Consider the following 16554-nt stretch of genomic DNA (forward strand, 5'->3'; position numbering starts at 1 on the left):
CTTAAGGTTCCAAAGTTAATTCAATGGTTAAAGATTCTTCTACAAAGCGAAGTTGCTCAGACACAACTTCGATATCTTGTGCAGTTCGTTCAACTGTACCTGAAACTGCAATCCGTGCAACCACTTCAATAAGATCGCTTTGCGTAAGATCCCAACCAGGCTGCATAGCATCAGCGGTACTCAGCTGGATGGTCAACATACCTGCTTGCATAGGTAAGCGTTTTGCGGCAAGCGGTAAAGGAGAACCACCAACTGCCCGAGCAAAGACAAACAACGTCGCATCAGGTAAGTCTGCGGCTAATTGCGGGGCAATGTTCAGGTTAATCAAAATGTTACGCTGAACAACCAATGATTCTTGGTCAACCACCTCTGGAGCTGAAGGCGCCATCAACGCCGCTAAGCGTTCGTTAACTACAACTAACCGTGGATCATCTGCGGCTAAACGACTGGCTAATAGTTGCCAAGCTGAAATAGCTTCCAGCGTATCGCCTCTTTCTTGTGCTATTAACGCCATTAAAGAAACACCGTCAATATTTTCCGGTTCTTGCATTAATACCTTAGCCACACTTTGCCCAGCCTTAGCCAAGTTATAATCACCGCCCAGCATAATCAATGCTTGGCTATAACTGATTAGCAAGGGAGTTCTTTCCGGCATTAATTTCAAGGCGCGTTCAAACGATTCAACAGATTCCTCTAACATCCCTAACGTCATCCACACACGGCCAAGTAACATCCAAGCCACCGCATCATCGCCTTCTTGGTGCAGTTTGGTACGCAAGGCCAACGAAAAGAGCTGCATATCACGCTCATTCATCGGTTCGCCTTCTCCCAGTAGGGCACGTTGTCCATAACTCGCTAGATTTTGCTGAGCGAGTTCCCAATCTGATAGCTCTTTATAGTGGCCGTTTTGGCTATAGGTGATCGCTACAATCAAGGCAACGAAAACAACTAACCCCAAGTGAAATAACACTTTATGCTTTGGTTGTTGATATTGAACAGCTTTTTGCTCTTGCTCTAGAAATTGCCCTTTTAATTCAGCAGCAGCACTGCTGAAATCGTGTTCAGCTAATTCACCGGCATCACGGGCCAACACCAATAACTGTATACGCTCTTCAAATAATTGTGCTGGTGTTTGATGATTTTCTGCACTAGCTTTACGAGGCCAAAATATAAACAACGCACTCAGTACGAGCATCACTGCTGCGCCGGCAACAATTTGCCAGATCATAACTTTTTACTCCGATAACGTTCGATAATGTGATCAAGCTCACTACTTAATAAGGCTTTTTGCTGAGCGGCGGCTTTAGCGGTATCCGAGGTGTCACTAGTCAGTTCAATCTCCGCCTCTTCGAGACTTTTACGTCTGCGTAACTGAAATAAAAATAGCGCGACCAACATTAAAACCGGAAGTACCCAAAGCCATATTGTCATCGAATTGACCGGTGGTTTGTAATGCACAAAGTTACCATAGCGGTCGATCATATAATCCAGCACTTGCTGACGACTAAAGCCTTGCAAGACTAACTCATGCGTTTTTTCCCGCATATCTACCGCAACCACAGCATTAGAATCTGCAATATTCTGATTTTGACATTGTGGACAACGCAATTCAGCGGTTAATTCAGCATAAATTTGTCTTTGCTGTTCAGATTCAAACTGCAATAGCTCTTTACTGCTATCGGCACTGACAGTACTACCCAAAGTAAACAGCACTAAGCCTAACAGCACAACTCGTGAAAATTTCATGGTTGACCTGCCCATTGTTGATAAATAGGGGCTAACTTACTCCGCCAAACCTGAGGATTGATATCGCCAATATGATGAGCACGCACTATACCAGTGGCATCAACGATAAAATGCTCGGGTGCCCCGCTGACACCTAAATCCATCGATAAACGGCGTTGCCGATCTAAAATATTAAACTGATAGGGATCACCAAAGGCTTGTAAGCGGCTTTGTACATCGACCTGTAATTTAGCCAAGTCGAATACCTCCCCAAACATTGGATCTTCTGGCAGCACATAATACAAACCAATGATGCGCACACCTTGCTCATTTCGCAGCTGACTCATATAACCTAGTTCGGCATTACAGGTCGGACACCAAATACCCCACACATTCAATAAAAAGGCTTCACCTTTTAAATTTTCTGGTGTCCAGAGCTGCTCTGGATGCATTAAATCAGGCAAACTAAATGCAGGTAACGGCTTACCTACCATCACCGTATCCCGTTCACGCGGATCGGAAAACAGGCCACTGAGTAGGAACAGCGATAAGCCTAAAAACAGCACCAAAGGTACATAAAATAGAGCTTTACGCATTAGCAACTTCTCCGGTCAAACGCTGACGCCGATAGCGCTTATCTAATAAAGCAATCAAGGCACCGATAGACATCAGCAAACCGCCAAGCCAAATCCAGCGCACAAACGGTTTCACATAAACCCGAATAGCCCAAGCGTTACCAGGTAAGGCTTCACCCAGCGAAACATAAAGATCGCGACTTAAACGGGCATGAATCGCTGCCTCAGTCATAATCATGGTCTGAATAATGTATTCGCGTTTTTCAGCATGTAAATGAGTAACGTAAGTACCATCGATACGTCGAACATCAATCTCAGCAGCTTCACCGCCGTAATTCGGGCCGTTAAGTTTATACACATCCTGCAACTCGAATTCATAACCGGCAAGTACCACACGATCACCAATCTCCATCCGAACGTCGCGCTCTTCACTGTAAGTCAAGGTCATGGCAATACCGACAATCATCACTGCAAAGCCAATATGCGCGATGGTCATGCCATAGTGCGATGCTTGCAGTTTACCTATACCTTGTGAGATAGAGCCAAACTGTTGCAGGCGTTGGTAAACTTCCATAAGCGCAGAAACACCCACCCAAGCACCTAATAATAAGCCTAACAAGGCTAGATTAGCGGCAACGGTTTGCGTAGCTGCCATGGTGCCTAAGGCTAGAATTAAACTAAAGACGGCAATCATGGCCATGGGTTTTAACAAAGGCGCTGCTTTTTGCTGCTTCCACCGCACCCAAGGGCCTAGGCCCAGTAATAAGGCGAACGGAATATTTAAGTAGTAGAACATCTGGTTAAAGAAAGGTTCACCGATAGAAATCGAGCCCAAACCTAATTCTTTATGCACTAATGGAAATAAGGTTCCTAATAACACCACCAGCGTAGCGGTTAATAAGAAAACATTATTACCCCAGAGCATCACTTCACGTGAAAAGATTTCATAACGCGCTTGGCTACGCACAGAATGCATCCGGCTAGCATAGAGCAGTAACGAGCCGCCAATCACAATCAATAAGAAAATCAGAAGGAAAACACCGCGCTCAGGATCAGCAGCAAACGAATGCACCGAGACCAATACGCCAGAGCGTACTAAAAATGCTCCCAATAGACTTAAGGAAAACGCCCCTAAGGCTAATAACACCGTCCAAGATTTAAAGGTCCCGCGTTTCTCGGTGACCGCTAAGCTGTGAATCAGTGCCGTGCCGACTAACCATGGCATAAAGGACGCGTTTTCAACCGGATCCCAGAACCACCAACCGCCCCAGCCCAGCTCTTTATAAGCCCACCAACTCCCCAGCATGATACCCAGCGTCAAAAACATCCAAGCGGCTAAGGTCCAAGGTCTAGCCCAACGTGCCCAAGTACTGTCAAATTTACCGCCAATCAGTGCGGCGATAGCAAACGCAAAAGACACCGCAAATCCAACATAGCCCATGTAAAGCAAAGGCGGATGAATAATCATGCCATAGTCTTGCAATAGCGGGTTGAGATCTCCGCCTTCCACTGCAAAAAACGGTAAAGTGCGTTCAAAGGGATTAGACATAAATAATGAAAAGGCAATAAAGCCCACATTAATCAGCCCCATGATCCCCAAAATACGCCCCTGCATCAATAGGGGTAAACCTTTTGAGTATTGCCCAACAGCTGCGGTCCAAGCAGCCAGAATCATCACCCACATCAACATTGAACCTTCGTGTGAGCCCCACACCGCAGTTAATTTGAAGTACCAAGGCAGCAGTGAACTGGAATTGGTCGCGACATTTAAAACGGTAAAATCATCATGATAAAAGGCCCAGCTTAGGGCACAAAAAGCCAGTAAGGTAAAAACGAACATACCAATCGCTAAAGGTTTTGCAACCAATAACGCACGCTCGTTCGCTCTAAAACTTCCGACCAGTGGAACTACACCTAGGGCAATAGAGAAGGCAAGAGCAAATGTCAGCGCCAGCTGACCCAATTCAGGGATCATGGCTTAGCCTCCGTAACTGTTAGATGAGGTGTTTTGTTGTTGCTGCAAGCTAGGCGGTACATGACGAATACCTTTTACCGCTTCAGCAATTTCTGGCGGTAAATATTCCTCATCGTGTTTGGCTAACACTTCGGTCGCGGCTAATACGTTTGCGCTTTTTAGAATCCCTTGCGCGACGATCCCCTGACCTTCACGAAACAAATCTGGCAAGATGCCTTCAAATTCCACCGTGGCAATTTCACCGGAATCATCGGTTAAATCAAAACGAACTTTCAAACTAGTGCTATCGCGTGAAACTGATCCAGGGACTACCATGCCACCTAACCGTAATCGCTGCCCGACATCCGGTTTAATTTTTCCCTCGCCCAGCCCCTGAATCAACTGACCAGGCGTGTAAAACAGATTGATATTTTGTTGTAAAGCAAACAACATGGCGCCAATGGCGCCTGCCATTAAACTGAACACCAACAAAATGGAAAACAGGCGTTTTTTACGACGTGGTTGCATTAGGTTTGCTGCTCCTGATACTGCTTCACTCTTTGCTCTCGCGCCAGCTTAGCGGCCATTTGTTGTTTAAATTGGCGCTGCTGATAGACGCTCCAGCCGAGTAAACAAACTAAAAGTAAATAAGTTAAGCTATAAGACAACCAGACAAAAAAACTGTAACTGATCCCGTTGGTTGCCATCGCTAAAAAATCGGTAAAACTGGCAAAATAAAACGGAAATATGCCGAAAAGCTTTTGTGGTAGCTCTATATTAACGCTAAAAAGTGATTGGAAAAATAGAGTTAATGTTCCATTCATTGTTTCGACACCCATTGTTTAACCCAAGGTCTATGCTGTTCATTTTCTAAAATTGCCGTACGCAAGCGATAACAGGCTAAAGCAGCAAGTAAAAGTTTGTAAGATAACAAGCTGACGAGGAGTGGCCATAACATGCTGGGATCGATCGATGGTTTGCCAAATTTGGTGATAGTGGCGCCTTGATGCAGGGTATTCCACCATTCAACTGAGAAATGGATAATAGGCAAATTAATAACGCCAATCACAGCCAACAGACTGGCTACTTTAGCGCCAGTTTGCCGATCTGAAAAAGCGCCATGTAGGGCAATAACACCGAGATATAAAAATAATAAAATAAGTTGCGAAGTTAAGCGGGCATCCCATACCCACCAAGCGCCCCACATGGGTTTACCCCAGATCATGCCAGTTAACAAAGCGATGGCGGTATACACAGCCCCAATGGGTGCAATAGCCAATACAGCCCATTGCGCCGTTTTAATTTGCCACACTAAGGCAGTAAAAGCAGCAATGGCCATCGCCATATAAGCGCCCATCGACATAATAGCGGAAGGGACATGAATGAAAATGATGCGGTAGCTATCACCTTGCTGATAATCAGTCGGCGCAAAGGCAAGCCCCCAAATATTACCCAGCAGCATAGTAAAGATGGCCAAGGCCATCAGCCATGGTGTTAACTTGCCACAAAAATGAAAAAGCGTTTCAGGTTTTGCTAAAGGATCTAACCACTTAAACATATCAGCTCACATTAATTTTTAACGCACTACTCACCGCCATAGGCACCAGTGCTAATGAAAACAATACAATAGCCAGCAATATTGCAAGTTGCCCAATATATTCGAGTCCCATACTGGCAGCCTCAATGGCTGAGCTAGCAAAAATTAACAGCGGAATATACAGTGGCAAAATCAGTAACGCCAGCAAAATGCCGCCTTTATCGGCCGAAACCGTGATCGCTGCGCCCAGCACGCTCAGCAAGCTCAAAACCGGCGTACCCAATAATAATGTGATGGCCATCGCTTGGAAGGATGCTAACTCCATATTAAACAGTAAAGCGACCACAGGGGATAATAATACCAAGGGTAAACCGGTGCTTAGCCAATTACTGATAATTTTCGCGAGCACAAAAGATAACAAAGCATGGCGTGTGGCCACTAATTGCTCCACCACCCCATTTCGGTAATCATCTTTGAATAAACGCTCTGCTGCTAATAACACACTGAGTAACGCTGCAATCCAGACAATGCCTGGTGCTATTGTACGTAGCATATTAGGCTCTGGCCCAACACCGAGCGGGAAAAGCGTTAGTACAATAATAAAAAACAATACAGGATTAAGCCAATCAGATTTTTGTCTGGCTAACAGCTTTAATTCACGCTGGAGAAAAGTGCCAAATTTTACCATCGGTAATGGATCTCCAACGTATTAAGTGCAGGATATTGCATAGTAAGTGGCTGATGGGTGGTTAAAATGATGGCACCATTTCGTTGTAAATGGCGGATAAAGTGCTGCTGTAAGTTAGCAATAGCACTCTGATCCAATGCCGTGAAGGGCTCATCCAAAATCCAAATCTGTGCTTTCGTCGCCCAAAGCCTCGCTAACGATACCCGTCTTTGTTGGCCCGCAGAGAGCATTTTACAAGGGATATCTTCCAAGCCAGCTAACCCCAAATGCGCCAACAGCGCATAATCGTCTAGCGGCTCTAGCTCGGCAGCGGCTCGCCAGAATTGCAAATTCTCCAAGGCCGTCAGTTGGTCATGAATACCACTTTGATGACCAATAAAACACAAATTGGCGGCATACTCTGCTAAATTTAAGTGCAGCGGTTGCGTTAAATAGGCTATTTGCCCTTCATCTGGTCGGGCTAACCCCGCTAGAATCCGTAACAATGAGCTTTTACCCGCACCATTTTTGCCTTTAATTTGCAAAAGCTCACCGGGTGTTAATTGCAAAGATAACTGTTCGAACAACACGCGGTCTTGTTTGACGCAGCTTAAAGCCTCAGCGTTTAACAAGATAGGTGCAGTATCAGCAAAAGGGGATTGTACTATATTCACGTGCCTCCGACTCTCGACGACGGATAAAATTGGGCGCATAGTAGCACAGCGTGGGTCGATTAAGAATCAGAACCGAAACGGCAGTGTGATCCAGATCAGCTGATTGCAGAAATTGTCGGCAAGTTGGCCTTACAGCACAGTTCAGGTAAATAAAGAGGACACAGAACGCTCATGCAGCCTTTGGAACGTTCACAACCTATTGCCGGTAGCGCTGTTATACCGCCAAGGGCTCAAAGCAATATTATGCTTGCAGCGCATCAGTTTTATCCGGCGCAATTAAAACTTGCAAACAAGGGTGATGCCGTATTGTGGCTACAAAATCAAACTGCAGTGCAATCTATCGTCTTAAAAACTCAGCTCCCTCTTCCTGCTGCAGTACCGCTACAGTTAAGTTTTAGTGAGCGGCCAACGGGTGATCTCAAGGTTCAGGTTAGGCAATGGCAGGGCACTGCGCAAGTCGTCGCGCTCAGCCCAGCACAAACCCAATTTCTGCAGCAGGCGAATAACCTACCACAACTCGCACAACAACTCGCCAAAGGTGAAGCGATTAATCAGCTGGCTGGAGAGGCCTTTAAGCTAAATAAGCTCACTCAGCCTGCGCAAGTTAACTTGGTTACTTTGCCGCAAACCTTGGTTACACTAGCAGCAAGTCAGCACTTAATGCAACTAACGCAATCTCAGCTCTACCAAAGTCTGCCGCCTACAGTTCAACCGTTACTTCTGCAACCAGATCAGCAGGTCGCGTTGCTGCAACAGCTGCAAACCAAGGCCAATTTATTGCAGCTAAGTACTGTGAGTTTTACCTTAACGAATGCGCAACGTCAGCAATTACAAACCTTATTAACCCCCATTGTTACCCAGTTTGCCCAAGCGCAATTGGCTAACAGTGCAGGTCTACTATTCGTACAGCCGCTAAAAATGTTGCCAGATATCCTGTTAAGCCATGCCAGCTTAGCGACCAGCATCCAACTTATCCCTACGGAAACCAGCACAACGAAAGCGGATACGGCAGCGATGTTGGCCTCCTTGCGGGATAACCAGAACATTGATGACTCTAACTTAAACAAAGCCTCGAGTAGCGTTAAAGCGGTACTGAGCAGCCTAAAAGAGGATTTTATGAAAGCCGTGAATTTAGATAAACTCTTTGTTAATGTTAATCTTACGGCAGATTCAAACAACCTCAAGTTACAACCTGGCGCCGCCTATTTCGCTAAGTTACAGCTTAATTCGCTGCAACACGCTCAACTCATTGTGCAAACGGCGCAAGGTGCAGTAAAACTAGAACTAGCCAAAGCGCTCTCCATACCGACCGACACACCTTTACAAATCCAATTGCAAGCACCGCAGGCAGATATACTCGAGTTAGACATTAAAGTATTAACACAACTACCGCACATGGTCATACTCAGTAAGGCTCAAGCGGCGCTGTTACAAGATCCCAAACAATTGTTCTTGTTACAACAACGTATAATGCGCGGCGAAACCATTACTCAAGTTGCAGGTGAGCCCTTAAAATTGCCAGCTATGGACGCGAAATCGCTGCATTTAAGCCTTTTGCCGCCACTTGATAACGCAGCGGCCAAAAGTAACGGCGCCACCCAAGGCTGGCAACTGAGTATTCAGCCGATTAACAGCGAACAAAAACTTCGCTTAGCAAGCAGCGACTTTATCAAGCCGATACCTTTTGTCGCGCAAATTGCTGAGGCAAAACCAAGTTATTCGACGCCCACAGAGAGTAGTCAACTGGCTTGGCGACAATTACTGCCTCTGCTAGACAGCACGCCCGCAGCCTTACGCAGCATGCCGGAAATGCCAGCTGCAGTGCAACAAATGTTAGCCTTACTGCGCCAAACGCAACCTGACGGTAAAACACTGCTATCACCCACTCAAGTGGTTGAACAATTACAAGCTTCGCTGCAGTTCCAACCCTTACAAGCACAACCGAATATGGCAACAGCCGCAGGCACCTTAGCCGTGGCAATTCAACTATTACTTGGGCATTTGTTAAGACAACCCCTCAGCGCCAGTAAAGACAGCGCAGCGCAGCGCCTAGCACAAACTATTAGCCAGTTAGATCCACAACAAAGCAAAGAGCTATTGCGAGCGCTTGGCAGTCATAGTAGTGCTTTACAATTAGCGCAATTACAAAATGCCGATACCGCGAGTGTGCAGCAACACTGGTTAATTCCGTTGGCATTGCAACAGCAACAAGAAAGCCGTTTAAGTCAAATTTTAATCGAACAAAAAGCAGCAGAAAATAAAGACAAAAATGCCAAGGATAAATACTGGCAGCTGACCATGAAATTTGATCTGGGTAATATGGGGCAACTTATGGCTGTAGCAAAACTGCAAGAGAGCGATGTACAACTGCAATTTTACACCAATGAGCCGCACGCTTTACATCAAGCCGAAAAGTTCTTACCCCTTCTCACCGAACGTTGTTTGGCGCAAGGTATAAACGTCAGCAAAACACAATGCCAGCTTGGCAAAATCCCTGAGACCTTAGGCAATCGCCGCACCAGCCTCATCTCCACCAAAGCCTAACTTATCCCCCGTCTCCGGTACCGGCCCGACCAGTTTATCCACACGTACCGGAGTCGTGTGGATAACTTATACCTTGTACCGGAGTCGTGTGGATAAGTTAAAACAGCAGGTTTTTACCAAAATAGATGGTTGAAACGGTATTCACAAAAATAATGGCTAAGATGATTGGGATAAAGGTACCCAACGAGAAATTAACGTACTTCTGCAGAACAGAACCCGCAAAGGTTTGGTTACCGTCACTAATTTCGGCATCCAAATTCTGCTTCTTCCAGCGATAAATCACAAATAAACAGAAAAAGAAACCGTTCAGCGGTAAAATGGTTTCGTAGAACATATCGTGAATAATCGCGAAGAAGGATTTATCTTCCCCGCCGTAACTTAGCATATTAGTAAGGAAATCAACTCGCCCAAAGGAAAGTGCTGATACTATCGCTAATACAACCATCACGCCCCCCAGAATCGATAGTGCTTTACGTCTGCTGACGCCTTTGCCATCCATAACGCTAGCGACAGGCACTTCGATAATAGAAACCAGTGACGTCATTGCCGCAAAAAACACCAACAAGAAAAAGAATGCAGCAATAAAAGAAGCACCGAAATAACCAATATCGGCTTGCAGAGCCAAAAAGATTTTTGGTAAGAACATAAAAATCATACCAATGCTCGATTCAGACAACTCAGCAATTTCAATATTTGGATTAAAGGAAAATACCGCAGGTAAAATTAATAACCCTGAACAGCAAGCTACCAATAATGATAGGCCAGCCACTGTTTTTCCGGCTGAGACAATATTGTCATGTTTCTGAATATAGGAACCGTAAGTGATCAAGATCCCCATGGCTAATGAGAGAGAGAAAAATGCCTGCGCCAGAGCACCATTAAGCACCTCACCGGTAATTTTAGTAAAATCAGGCACTAAGAAAAATTTTACACCAAGCATGGCATTTTCTTTAGTTAGCACATAAAGAACCAATAAAATCAGCATTATAAACAGCACAGGCATTAGGATGGTTGTGGCTTTTTCAATGCCTTTTTTCACCCCACCTTGTAAAATTAAAAAGGTAAGTGCTACTACGATTGCCATATAGACAAAAAGCTCATTACTGTTGATAAAAGCATCAAACCCCGCCGGATCAGCCAGTTGATCAAGCTGCCCCAACATCGCTTTACCTAGATACCCCGCAATCCACACGGTAATAACCAGATAAAACACGCCAATCATAAAAGGCGTGAGTACCGATAGCCAACCAACAGCACGCCAAGCGCGATTTTGGCCAATTTGCGTGTAAGCACCTAAGGGATTTTGCCGCGTATGCCGACCAAGACTCATCTCCGCTAACATAACGGGAAGACAGATAAAGAATACAAAAAAGGCGTACATAATAAGAAAAGCCGCCCCACCGTTTTTGCTGGCCATCACCGGAAAGGCGACCAAATTACCAATACCAACCGCTGAACCGGCAGCAGCCAAGATAAAACCTAGGCTGGAGCTAAATTGTTCACGTTTCATAACTGCGTGACTCCTGGATATCATTTACCCATGCAACTTAACCTGCTAACTCAATGAGCTATGACGACCTAAGGTGGGCAATTGTTATAGTTATAATTTATTGTTGTCAGCTGCATGCTAACAGCCTGTGTAAAGAAATCCTAGCCCGACCTGCATTCTTAATCAGGCTAATTGGTTTTATCCGATAAATCTGCTAATGTTCAAACTCATTTTTAGGGTGAGTTTTTAACATGTTATATATGATTTATGCAGAAGATGCGGCAAACAGTCTGGAAAAACGGTTGGCAACCCGCCCAGCACATTTAGCTCGTCTGGAACAACTAAAAAGCGAACAACGTTTAGTGATGGCGGGACCTTTACCGGCAATAGATTCAGAAACACCGGGTGAAGCGGGGTTTACTGGCTCTTTAGTGATTGCTGAATTTGCGTCTCTAGCCGATGCCGAAGCATGGGCCGCTGCAGACCCTTACTGGCAAGCAGGGGTTTATCAGAAAGCCACCGTAAAACCTTATAAAAAAGTTCTGCCATAATTAATTGTTTAAGGGATTATCACAATGAACCAATACGTTTTATTGACTGGCGGTGCAGGCTATATTGGCAGTCATACTGCCCTTTGTTTGGTGCGTGCCGGTTATAACGTGATTAGCTTTGATAACTACAGTAATAGCTCACCTGAAGCGTTAAAAAGAGTTGAGCAGCTATCTGGAAAAAAAATTATCACCATTACCGGTGATATTCGCGATCAAGCAGCCTTAACCGCAGTGTTTAGTCAATACAGCATTAGCGCTGTGGTGCATTTTGCCGGGTTAAAAGCGGTAGGCGAATCAACAGAACTGCCCTTACATTACTACGATAATAACGTTGCTGGCACCGTGACGCTTTGCCGGGTAATGCGCCACTTTAATGTTAAAAAACTGGTGTTTAGCTCTTCTGCAACGGTTTATGGTGATGCTAAAGAAGTGCCTATAAAAGAAACTTCAGCACGCTCTGCAACGAACCCCTATGGGCAAAGTAAGCTAATGATTGAGCTTATCTTAGAAGACTTAGTAAAAGCAGAGCCAGATTGGTCTATTGCATTACTGCGTTATTTTAACCCTGTTGGTGCCGATAGTAGCGGCCAGATTGGCGAAGATCCCAATGGTATCCCGAATAATTTAATGCCCTTTATCTCGCAAGTTGCTGTAGGAAAGCGCGAGCAGCTTTCGGTTTTTGGTAATGATTATCCTACACCAGATGGTACTGGAGTGCGTGATTATATTCATGTAGTCGATTTGGCCTTGGGACACTTGAAAGCCCTAGAATATTTGGAGCAGCATAAAGGGATCGAAGCGATTAATTTAGGCACTGGCGTAGGCTATAGTGTGCTAGATATGGTTAACGCTTTTAGCACAACAAATCAGGTTGCTGTACCTTATAAGATCTCAGCAAGGCGGCCTGGGGACATTGCCAGTTGCTATGCTGAGCCTAGCAAAGCTAAAACACTGCTAGGCTGGCAAACTGAAAAAACACTCGAAGATATGGTGCGTGATACTTGGCGCTGGCAAAGCCAAAACCCTAATGGTTACCAAAGCTAACTTATCAACCAAATCAGGCTTGCGCTAACTAGACTTATCCACATGTCTCCGGTACCGGCCTGAGCTCTTACCGGTACCGGAGACGTGTGGATAAGTCAGCGAAAGCCACCTGTGATCAGACCAAGCTCTAGCGCGTGGAGCACTGCCCGAGTTCTGTCACGTGCGCCTAATTTACTCAAAATAGTCGAACATTGGTTTTTAACTGTACCCTCAGATTTAAATAGCGCCTGAGCGATTTCTTTGTTGCTATAACCTGCAGCCATTAATGCTAGAATTTCTAATTCTTTGTCGGTAAGCGTTTCAACAACAGCAGGTTTAGCAAAACTACTTTTTGGCGTTTGCTTTACTTGGTTTAATAAACGCTCGGTAATACTAGGCATAAAATAACTGCCGCCTTGACTCAAGATGGTTATCGCGGTAATCAAGGTTTCTAAACAAACATCTTTTAATAAAAATCCTTTGGCACCGGCTTGCAGACTTTGCAGCACTAAATCATGTTCATCGAAGGTCGTCAAAACCAATACTGGGATGGCTAAGGTTGTTTGCTGCAGGGCTTGTAAAGTTTGAATACCATCCATAACAGGCATAGAAAGATCGAGTAAAATCACATCAGGTTGATGCGTTTCCGCTAACGAAATGACCTGACTGCCATCCACGGCTTCGGCAACAACAGTGACTTTTCCAGAAATAGCCAACAAACTACGAATGCCATCACGAATGAGTTTTTGATCGTCAACCAGTAAGACTTTCAGCATTTGTGTATTCCCTTGGTAAGCTGATTTGTAAAAGCAAGGCCCCATTATGCTCGACAATCTCTATTTCGCCTGCACATTCAGCCACTCGCTCTCTAATTCCGGTTAAACCATTGCCTGGTTGCCAGCTCTGGGCTAACTTGCCGTTATCACTAAGCCGCAAAGATAAACACGTTGCTTGTAACTTAGCACTGATTGTAAAGGTTGAGGCTTTAGCATGTTTTAACGTATTACTCATCGCTTCCCTGACGATCATGACGAGATGCTGCGCTTGCAACACGTTAGCCACTGTCAAATCTGGCGGGATCTCGATATGTAATTGTAAAGCATAAGTAGCCTCTGCAAAAACGGGTTTGAGTAATTGCTGTAAATTTAAACCTGTCGGCTCTCGCAGTGTACTCACGGCTTCTCGAACATCCGTTAACAGTAATCTTGCCAGCTGCAAACTGTTATCAACCTGTAGTTTGGCATCGCCTGTCGATTGGTAACTGGCTACTTGCAATTGAATGGTTAGCGCGGTCAAATGATGTCCCAATAAGTCATGTAAATCGCGAGCAATTCTTAAACGCTCGGATTCTCTTGACGCCGCTAATAATAATTGCTGGGCACTTTGCAGCTCCAAGTTTTTGGCCGCTAACGCCTGTTTTGCCTCTTGCTCAGCCAAGATTGCGCTTTGCATAATCACTGCAAAAAAATGAAAAGCCGCATATAAGCTGGCCGTAATCCACAAACTACGTTGATCTAGCCACGCTTGCAGACTAAACCAACTGGCCACCACCAGCAGCGTGAGCAAAAACGCTCGCTGCTGTGACATAACGTAAGGCAGTAAACACACCCAAATAATGGTTAAGATCGCTAAGTAATCGAAATGCCGAGTAGGCAGTAACCATAATAATGCAAAGGCACAAGCCAAGGGTAACCAGAGCAAATAACGCCCATAGCGACCGGTTACCCCGAGTGGATGCTCTTCTTGTGTAAGCAGAATAAAACACAGCCCAAACAACAATAGCAGCAGACTAACGCTGAAAATAGGCTGTTCCCCCGGCAACTGCCAGAGAATATAAAGGGTTAATAGCGCAACCAGCAGCCAAGTTATAACGCCAGCAAGTGTTGCTAAAGGAAATTTTAATTTCATCAAAGCATTATGGGGTTTTGTTGGAAAACTGCAATAGGCCAAAAGTCATGTTGAAATCTCCTGACTTTTGGCACCTGTGCTATGGTCAGCTTATTTTTAAACTCTATAACAAGTTCATTAGGAGACCTTGTTATGGCACTTATCCACACTTCACTACTTTATTTACATATATTTTTTGGTGCACTTTGTTTGTTACTTTTTTGGTTGCCCGTGATTAGCCAAAAAGGAAGTAAACTGCATAATTTTAGCGGCCGCATTTATTATTATTTCATGTTATTTATTGCTGGCTCAGGTATGGTCATGAGTGCAATGGTCTTGTTTGATCCTATTGCGGTTTATACCAGTGGCAATCCGTTACCCGCTGCAAAAGTAGATGCCTTTGTTGCAGCTCGTCGGCAGTTTTCATCTTTCTTGTTTTTACTCAGTATTTTAACTTGGGTCACCATTCGCCACGCTTATGAGGTATTAGCAGCTAAAGATCAGCGGCAACTTTTGCAAAGATGGCAACTACAGTTGCCGGTTGCCGTATTATTCTGCTTTAGCTTTTATGTATTTTGGCTTGGCTGGCAAAGCAAGAGCCCGCTGTTTATGATTTTCTCTTCAGTAAGTTTCTTCTCGGCTATCGGCATATGGCGCTATATCTGGCAGCGTCAGATCAAAAAAAGACAATGGATAATCGAGCACTTTGGCAACATGATCGGCAGTGGTATCGCACTTTATACGGCATTTTTCGCTGCGGGCGGCAGAAAAATCTTAGCCGATATCCTTACTGGACATTGGCAAATTGCCAGCTGGGTTATCGCTCCCTTACTTGGCGTACTCGCAATACAGCTATTCAAAAAGCATTTTCAACGCAAATTTAACGTTACCGCATAACCCCCTGACTTATCCATACGTCTCCGGTACCGGTCTGAGCTCTTACCGGTACCGGAGAGCTGTGGATAGATTGCGGTAAATAAATCCAATTTTGACAAGCTCCGGCGCAATCCTCTACCATCAGCCTTCTTTATCTGCTGATGAAAATAACAATGAAAATAACGCTAAAAGATAAAATAGTCTGGATCACGGGCGCCTCTGGGGGGATCGGAGAAGCGCTAGCCAAAGCGTGCGCCAGTGAGGGCGCAGCAGTGGTATTAAGTGGTAGACGCAGCGCAGAGCTAGAGCGTGTCCGCCTGTTATTGCCTAATCCAGCAAAACATTTAATCCTGCCGCTGGATATTTGCGATGAACACGCGCAACAACAAGCACTCGACCAGCTAATCAACCATTACGGAAAACTGGACTGGTTAATTAATAACGCGGGAATCAGCCAACGCGCCTTGGTAATGGACACCACTGGCGAAACCGATCGTAAAATTATGGAAATCGATTATTTCGCTCAAGTTGCGCTAAGCCGCCGGGTACTCTCGGTGATGCTACAGCAAAAAACTGGCCAACTCGTTTTTGTGTCTAGTGTTGCTGGACTTGTCGGAACGCAATATCGTGGCAGTTATTCAGCCGCAAAAGCGGCATTACATTTGTGGGCCAATAGCGTTCGAGCCGAGCTATTTGAACAAGGTATACGTGTTGCGGTGTTGTTTCCTGGCTTTGTGAAAACGGCCGTCTCGATGAATGCGTTAACCGGCAATGGTGAAGCGCTTGGCAAGATGGATGATGCACAAGCGAAAGCCATGACCGCAGAGCAATTCGCGGCAGCCAGCTTAAAAGCGCTTAAAGCCGGTAAAAGTTATATTGTAATTGGCGGTTTTAAAGAAAAGCTTGCAGCCCTAGTAAGCCGTGTTTCACCAGAATTATTGTATAAGCTGATTCGTAAAAGCAAAGTTCGCTAGCAGCTTGAAGAACAGCCTAGCATTTAGGCTGGTCGTACCGGTACCGGAGACCTGTGGATAAACTGGTCGGGCCGGTAC

17 protein-coding genes are annotated in these 16554 nt (G+C 45.1%); 5 read left to right on the forward strand and 12 right to left on the reverse strand.

The window, feature by feature from the left end; genetic code table 11:
- Position 1: 1 nt before the first annotated feature.
- Genes ccmI through ccmA form a run of 9 tightly spaced genes read right to left on the reverse strand, consistent with a single transcriptional unit; the run spans position 2 to position 7132 of the window.
- Positions 2-1228 carry a c-type cytochrome biogenesis protein CcmI gene (gene ccmI / locus ACO1PK_RS01280; RefSeq protein ID WP_423186879.1) on the reverse strand — a complete coding sequence of 409 codons (1227 nt, stop codon included), beginning with the start codon at positions 1226-1228 and terminating at the stop codon, positions 2-4.
- On the reverse strand, positions 1225-1746 hold the full coding sequence (locus tag ACO1PK_RS01285; RefSeq protein ID WP_423186880.1) for a cytochrome c-type biogenesis protein: 522 nt from the start codon (positions 1744-1746) through the stop codon (positions 1225-1227). The genes ccmI and ACO1PK_RS01285 overlap by 4 nt, the downstream gene beginning before the upstream one ends.
- On the reverse strand, positions 1743-2321 hold the full coding sequence (locus tag ACO1PK_RS01290) for a redoxin family protein (RefSeq protein WP_423186881.1): 579 nt from the start codon (positions 2319-2321) through the stop codon (positions 1743-1745). The genes ACO1PK_RS01285 and ACO1PK_RS01290 overlap by 4 nt, the downstream gene beginning before the upstream one ends.
- A complete protein-coding gene (locus ACO1PK_RS01295; protein WP_423186882.1) occupies positions 2314-4275 on the reverse strand; it encodes a heme lyase CcmF/NrfE family subunit in 1962 nt (653 codons plus the stop codon). Before ACO1PK_RS01295 ends, ACO1PK_RS01290 begins: the two co-directional genes overlap by 8 nt.
- A 3-nt stretch (positions 4276-4278) precedes the next feature.
- Positions 4279-4782 carry a cytochrome c maturation protein CcmE gene (ccmE, locus tag ACO1PK_RS01300; protein WP_423186883.1) on the reverse strand — a complete coding sequence of 168 codons (504 nt, stop codon included), beginning with the start codon at positions 4780-4782 and terminating at the stop codon, positions 4279-4281.
- Complete coding sequence (gene ccmD, locus ACO1PK_RS01305) at positions 4782-5078, reverse strand: heme exporter protein CcmD (RefSeq protein ID WP_423186884.1); 297 nt, start codon at positions 5076-5078, stop codon at positions 4782-4784. Before ccmD ends, ccmE begins: the two co-directional genes overlap by 1 nt.
- On the reverse strand, positions 5075-5812 hold the full coding sequence (locus ACO1PK_RS01310; protein ID WP_423186885.1) for a heme ABC transporter permease: 738 nt from the start codon (positions 5810-5812) through the stop codon (positions 5075-5077). Before ACO1PK_RS01310 ends, ccmD begins: the two co-directional genes overlap by 4 nt.
- A 1-nt stretch (position 5813) precedes the next feature.
- Complete coding sequence (ccmB, locus tag ACO1PK_RS01315; protein WP_423186886.1) at positions 5814-6479, reverse strand: heme exporter protein CcmB; 666 nt, start codon at positions 6477-6479, stop codon at positions 5814-5816.
- Positions 6473-7132 (reverse strand): cytochrome c biogenesis heme-transporting ATPase CcmA, encoded by a 660-nt coding sequence (ccmA, locus tag ACO1PK_RS01320; RefSeq protein WP_423186887.1) that lies wholly within the window; start codon positions 7130-7132, stop codon positions 6473-6475. Before ccmA ends, ccmB begins: the two co-directional genes overlap by 7 nt.
- 171 nt (positions 7133-7303) lie before the next feature.
- Here ccmA and ACO1PK_RS01325 point away from each other — a divergent pair, with 171 nt between their 5' ends.
- Positions 7304-9676, forward strand: a complete 2373-nt coding sequence (locus ACO1PK_RS01325) for a flagellar hook-length control protein FliK (protein ID WP_423186888.1) — start codon at positions 7304-7306, stop codon at positions 9674-9676.
- Positions 9677-9773: 97 nt separating this feature from the next.
- Here the strand turns inward: ACO1PK_RS01325 and ACO1PK_RS01330 are convergent, their stop codons facing one another.
- Positions 9774-11186, reverse strand: a complete 1413-nt coding sequence (locus ACO1PK_RS01330) for a sodium-dependent transporter (RefSeq protein WP_423186889.1) — start codon at positions 11184-11186, stop codon at positions 9774-9776.
- A 230-nt stretch (positions 11187-11416) separates the two neighbouring features.
- Between ACO1PK_RS01330 and ACO1PK_RS01335 the strand changes: the two genes are divergently transcribed.
- Complete coding sequence (locus tag ACO1PK_RS01335) at positions 11417-11716, forward strand: YciI family protein (protein ID WP_423186890.1); 300 nt, start codon at positions 11417-11419, stop codon at positions 11714-11716.
- A gap of 24 nt (positions 11717-11740) precedes the next feature.
- Complete coding sequence (gene galE, locus ACO1PK_RS01340) at positions 11741-12760, forward strand: UDP-glucose 4-epimerase GalE (protein WP_423186891.1); 1020 nt, start codon at positions 11741-11743, stop codon at positions 12758-12760.
- Positions 12761-12855: 95 nt separating this feature from the next.
- Here galE and ACO1PK_RS01345 read toward each other — a convergent pair whose 3' ends face one another.
- Positions 12856-13515, reverse strand: coding sequence for a response regulator (locus tag ACO1PK_RS01345; RefSeq protein WP_423186892.1), 660 nt, complete (start codon positions 13513-13515; stop codon positions 12856-12858).
- Entirely contained in the window at positions 13493-14647 is a 1155-nt protein-coding gene (locus ACO1PK_RS01350) for a sensor histidine kinase (protein WP_423186893.1), read from the reverse strand. The genes ACO1PK_RS01345 and ACO1PK_RS01350 overlap by 23 nt, the downstream gene beginning before the upstream one ends.
- A 132-nt stretch (positions 14648-14779) precedes the next feature.
- Between ACO1PK_RS01350 and ACO1PK_RS01355 the strand changes: the two genes are divergently transcribed.
- Positions 14780-15523 carry a hypothetical protein gene (locus tag ACO1PK_RS01355; protein WP_423186894.1) on the forward strand — a complete coding sequence of 248 codons (744 nt, stop codon included), beginning with the start codon at positions 14780-14782 and terminating at the stop codon, positions 15521-15523.
- Positions 15524-15675: 152 nt separating this feature from the next.
- Positions 15676-16476, forward strand: a complete 801-nt coding sequence (locus ACO1PK_RS01360) for an SDR family NAD(P)-dependent oxidoreductase (protein WP_423186895.1) — start codon at positions 15676-15678, stop codon at positions 16474-16476.
- The last annotated feature ends 78 nt before the right edge of the window (positions 16477-16554 follow it).

This window comes from Alishewanella sp. d11, assembly GCF_049390205.1.
Taxonomy (GTDB): domain Bacteria; phylum Pseudomonadota; class Gammaproteobacteria; order Enterobacterales; family Alteromonadaceae; genus Alishewanella.

What these genes read in the sequence shown, in the direction of transcription:
- ccmI (WP_423186879.1), bottom strand. Translation starts at nt 1,228, where the DNA reads ATGATCTGGCAAATTGTTGCCGGCGCAGCAGTGATGCTCGTACTGAGT.
- ACO1PK_RS01285 (WP_423186880.1), bottom strand. Translation starts at nt 1,746, where the DNA reads ATGAAATTTTCACGAGTTGTGCTGTTAGGCTTAGTGCTGTTTACTTTG.
- ACO1PK_RS01290 (WP_423186881.1), bottom strand. Translation starts at nt 2,321, where the DNA reads ATGCGTAAAGCTCTATTTTATGTACCTTTGGTGCTGTTTTTAGGCTTA.
- ACO1PK_RS01295 (WP_423186882.1), bottom strand. Translation starts at nt 4,275, where the DNA reads ATGATCCCTGAATTGGGTCAGCTGGCGCTGACATTTGCTCTTGCCTTC.
- ccmE (WP_423186883.1), bottom strand. Translation starts at nt 4,782, where the DNA reads ATGCAACCACGTCGTAAAAAACGCCTGTTTTCCATTTTGTTGGTGTTC.
- ccmD (WP_423186884.1), bottom strand. Translation starts at nt 5,078, where the DNA reads ATGAATGGAACATTAACTCTATTTTTCCAATCACTTTTTAGCGTTAAT.
- ACO1PK_RS01310 (WP_423186885.1), bottom strand. Translation starts at nt 5,812, where the DNA reads ATGTTTAAGTGGTTAGATCCTTTAGCAAAACCTGAAACGCTTTTTCAT.
- ccmB (WP_423186886.1), bottom strand. Translation starts at nt 6,479, where the DNA reads ATGGTAAAATTTGGCACTTTTCTCCAGCGTGAATTAAAGCTGTTAGCC.
- ACO1PK_RS01325 (WP_423186888.1), top strand. Translation starts at nt 7,304, where the DNA reads ATGCAGCCTTTGGAACGTTCACAACCTATTGCCGGTAGCGCTGTTATA.
- ACO1PK_RS01330 (WP_423186889.1), bottom strand. Translation starts at nt 11,186, where the DNA reads ATGAAACGTGAACAATTTAGCTCCAGCCTAGGTTTTATCTTGGCTGCT.
- ACO1PK_RS01335 (WP_423186890.1), top strand. Translation starts at nt 11,417, where the DNA reads ATGTTATATATGATTTATGCAGAAGATGCGGCAAACAGTCTGGAAAAA.
- galE (WP_423186891.1), top strand. Translation starts at nt 11,741, where the DNA reads ATGAACCAATACGTTTTATTGACTGGCGGTGCAGGCTATATTGGCAGT.
- ACO1PK_RS01345 (WP_423186892.1), bottom strand. Translation starts at nt 13,515, where the DNA reads ATGCTGAAAGTCTTACTGGTTGACGATCAAAAACTCATTCGTGATGGC.
- ACO1PK_RS01350 (WP_423186893.1), bottom strand. Translation starts at nt 14,647, where the DNA reads ATGAAATTAAAATTTCCTTTAGCAACACTTGCTGGCGTTATAACTTGG.
- ACO1PK_RS01355 (WP_423186894.1), top strand. Translation starts at nt 14,780, where the DNA reads ATGGCACTTATCCACACTTCACTACTTTATTTACATATATTTTTTGGT.
- ACO1PK_RS01360 (WP_423186895.1), top strand. Translation starts at nt 15,676, where the DNA reads ATGAAAATAACGCTAAAAGATAAAATAGTCTGGATCACGGGCGCCTCT.